This window comes from Streptomyces sp. NPDC042638, from assembly GCF_040647235.1.
GTDB classification, from domain to species: domain Bacteria; phylum Actinomycetota; class Actinomycetes; order Streptomycetales; family Streptomycetaceae; genus Streptomyces; species Streptomyces rameus.
In genome coordinates this window covers 1-3,566 of the sequence record NZ_JBEZBT010000135.1, presented here as the reverse complement: position 1 = coordinate 3,566, position 3,566 = coordinate 1, and the positions used below count along the sequence as shown (strand labels likewise).

General features: G+C 68.4%; 4 protein-coding genes. All 4 read left to right on the top strand.

Translation table 11 applies throughout. The features are described 5' to 3' along the window. Window positions 1-120 precede the first annotated feature (120 nt). The 4 genes from AB0B40_RS38035 (at window position 121) to AB0B40_RS38020 (ending at window position 2,918) form a co-directional block, all read left to right on the top strand. Window positions 121-429, top strand: a complete 309-nt coding sequence (locus AB0B40_RS38035; RefSeq protein WP_362268206.1) for a hypothetical protein — start codon at window positions 121-123, stop codon at window positions 427-429. Further along, on the top strand, window positions 426-923 hold the full coding sequence (locus tag AB0B40_RS38030) for a hypothetical protein (RefSeq protein ID WP_362268204.1): 498 nt from the start codon (window positions 426-428) through the stop codon (window positions 921-923). Before AB0B40_RS38035 ends, AB0B40_RS38030 begins: the two co-directional genes overlap by 4 nt. Window positions 924-1,008: 85 nt before the next feature. Further along, a complete protein-coding gene (locus AB0B40_RS38025) occupies window positions 1,009-1,314 on the top strand; it encodes a hypothetical protein (RefSeq protein WP_351251905.1) in 306 nt (101 codons plus the stop codon). A gap of 554 nt (window positions 1,315-1,868) precedes the next feature. Next, a complete protein-coding gene (locus AB0B40_RS38020; protein WP_362268202.1) occupies window positions 1,869-2,918 on the top strand; it encodes a hypothetical protein in 1,050 nt (349 codons plus the stop codon). Window positions 2,919-3,566 lie beyond the last annotated feature (648 nt).

The following is a 3,566-nucleotide window of genomic DNA, read 5'->3' as shown; positions in this document are numbered from 1 at the left end:
CATGACTCGATCCTCTCAAATGATCGAGTCCCTACCGAACCCGGAACGGTTCAGTACGCCGAGCCCTCCCCATACGCCCTGTCGCACCACCCACTACCCGGCCTGGTCCGCTGCCCCTCCGTGACCGTCATCGGCCCGACCCGGTTCGAAGCCGCCGAGCCCGTCACAGCCGCGTGCCATGATTGGGCCGCCGCTCTCAGCTCCGCTCGCATCGTCGTCGACGCCTGCGGCCCCGAAACCCCGCCCGGCGCCGCCCTCCTGATAGGCGCGGCCTGCGCCGCCGGCCTGCCGGCGGCCGCCTACCTCCCGCGCAGCAGCTACACGCACGCCGCCGGCCGCGAGCCCAACCGCCGCAACCTGATGATCCAGTACGGCGTAGACGCCCTACTGAACAGCGAAAAAGAGGTGACCGCGTGGATCGGCGGGTGACTCTCGAGGCCATCGCCGGCCACCGCACCATCGTGGCCGAAGGCGCCGACGGCGTGGGCAAGAGCACCCTGGCCCACCACCTCGTCACCCGCTACGGCTTCACCGCCGTCCACTCACCACGAACCCCCGACCACCAGGACCTGATCAACCGCTACCGCGACCTCCTGGCCCGCCCGGGCCGACTGGTCCTGGACCGCAGCTTCCTCAGCGAACTCGTCTACGGCCCCCTCTACCGCGGCCACTCCCGCCTCACCTGGAGCCAGGCCCTCGACCTCGCCCAACTGGTCACCGCCCGCGACGGAGTCTTCCTCCACCTCACCGCCCCCGCCACCACCGTGCACCAGCGACTCAAAGCACGCGATGGCCAGGCTCCCGCCCTGCAGCAGATCACCGCCCTCGCCGATGCCTACCAACGCGCCTTCGGCACCCTCAGCCGCCACGTACCGGTCCTGACGTACGACACCGCATCGAACACCAACCGTCACCCCGGCTGACACCGGTAGGGTTTCCGCCCATCAGCCTCTTGAGCCTCGCTAGGGTTCCCCGAGACAAAGGACCAGACTGTTCAAGGGGACCACCGTGGACATCGCCGAGGCCCAGAAGCTCGCCTGGGAGAACAAACTCAGCAAAGGCTTCAACACCAAGGACGTGCCCCTGGAATTCGGACTCCTGACCGCAGAGGTCGGCGAAGCCTTCACCGCCTGGCGCAAGGGACTTCCCGACCGCGGCGAGGAACTGGCCGACGTGTTCCTGTACCTGGCCGGGCTCGCCCAGATGCAGGGTGTCAACCTGGACGAGGAAGTCGCACGCAAGATCGAGAAGAACGCGCGTCGCACCTACGCCCCGGGAGCCAATGGCACTCTCCTGCGAACCGGGGAGGAATAGGCCCACGAAAGCCCGCCCCGGGCTGAGGCTGCGGCCGTCCGACCAGTGACAGCGGATGGTGGACCGTCTGCGCTCTGAGCTGCTCGGGGGCCATCAGCACGTCCGCAGACGAAGAGCAGGCATCGTACGGGAGTCCCGGGCCGTCGCCCAGCACGCATGCACCGTATCCGAAACCGGTTCAGCTCCGGCTCGGTCGGCCAGCGGCCGTTGCGCCTTGCCACCGTGCTTCGTGACGAAGCGCGACAACGCCAGTCGGGCCCAGCCCTGGTCTGCGGCGGGGCCTGCGGCTGTCGCTTCCGCCGTGACTTCCCCGGCCGCCGAGATTGCGGACTGCGTGGAGGCATCCTCGGTCGGCGCCGCTCCGCCCGCCGATGCCGACGGTGTGGTCGGTGGTCCGTCTGACCTGTTCACAGAGGCGTGTGCAGCGGGGGAGCGGGCGCCTGCGGCGGCTGACGTGCTGCGCGAGACGAACTGAGCCGCCCAGGGAACCTGCCCGTGCCTGCCCCGCGCTCACCTTCAGAAGCTGCAGAGCCCGCTTCCGTAGCTTGGACCCCATGGTGAGAACTGAGCCCAGCGCGGCTGACCGACACTTGATTCGCATCGCGGCAGGACTCGGACTGAAGTTGAGTCCCTACCGGCTGGAACGGTGGCGGACAGCCGGCCTGATTCCGCGGCCAGGGCCGGGCACTTTGGTGCGCATCGGGAACACCAAGGTCTACACGCCAGAAACGGCCAGCCTTGTGGTGGGCCTCCTGACGTGCGCCCAGTTATGTAGAACCAACGAGGAACTCGCGCTCCTGGCGTTCTTCAACGGGGTCTCGGTGTCGCCGGATCCCCTCCGCGCCGCCCTGCTCAAGACCTACTTTCCGCAGTACACCAAAACCCGCGACCAACGAGACGCAGAGCTGACGCGGATTCCGGCGGACTTCCGCGACGAAGTCGCCCCCGAGTACAACTGGGCCGAGGCTGTGGCTGCCATCGACATGACAGAGCACGAGGCGGCCGTACGGCAGATGAGAGACAACCTCCGGCGCCGCCGGGAACTGGCCAAGGCATCGCGCACCGAACTCGATGAGCGCGTCCGCGGTGTGCTGATCTGGCTGAACGCGCCGGCTCTTCCGACACAGGATCACGTATTCATGGCGGACCTACGCGCCTCCATGGCGTTCGCGGGACCGCCCGAGCAGTCTCGCGCAGCGTGGCTGCTTGCAGCCGTCTGCCACAGCGAGCAACTCGCGGAGCGCAGCACAACATCTGGTGTGGAGCGGCTCGAAACGTTTCTGGCTGTGACAGACGACGATCTGAGGGCTCTGCGGGAGCAGGTGCGGGAGTCTTTGGACGCCATGTGCTACATGGCAACGGAAGGACGCAGTAGCCGCTTTCCCTTCACCTCGTCCGAAACGGCCCGCTTGGCAAGCCGCATGTTGGTGGAATGGACCACCGCGCGCCAGGCGTACCCTCCCGGCTCGCGTCCGGCTCAGGTGCTGGTGGACAGCCTGCGCAGTCTGTGGTCCTTGTGCTCGACTGACTCTGTTGGGGAAGGCCGTGCGGTCTTTGAGCGCCGGACACGGCGACGCGTATACGGCGTGGGGGATTTGGCATAGGGACGCCTCTCGCAGGGGAAACCGAACTCCGCTCCGCAACTGCAAGGGGCCGCCTGGCCACTTCGGGGACGGGGAGTGGGCGCAGGTTGGGCCATCAGGAGATACCGAACTGGGCGCAGGCCTTCTGAAGGCCTGCCCGGCGAGCACCTCGCCGCTGTCCATGGTGATCATCTGGGCTAAACGCCGCCGGACGCGGACGTGTCGGCCTCGACGGCCTTCTGCGTGCTCGGACGGCGTGAGCCCTGCGACGCTCACTCGGCACGCGGACCCGACACGGCGGCCGGTGCCCGAATGGACGCGGGAGGAGCGGAAGGCTTCTCTGCCTCGACTGTCGCCGCAGCGTCCGGTTCCCCGCCCGTCGACGCCGTCGACGGGCTCACCAAGGCCGTCGACGGCGCCGCTGACCCGGACGGGGCTGCGGACGCCGCGGCGGTCTGCGGCACCGCGGTGTCCTCCTGCGTGACACCGCTGCTCTTGGAAGCGGGGTAGAGCGTGGCGAGCTGCTCCAGCAGGCGCGCGTACGCCTCCCGCTCCGGCGGCCGGGGCTCGGTCTTGCCCGACTCCCATGCGCCGACGGTCGCCCGTCGCACCCTTAGTGCTCTGACCGCATAGGTTCGCCGGGTCGTTCAGGCTGCGGTGGCGAGGGGT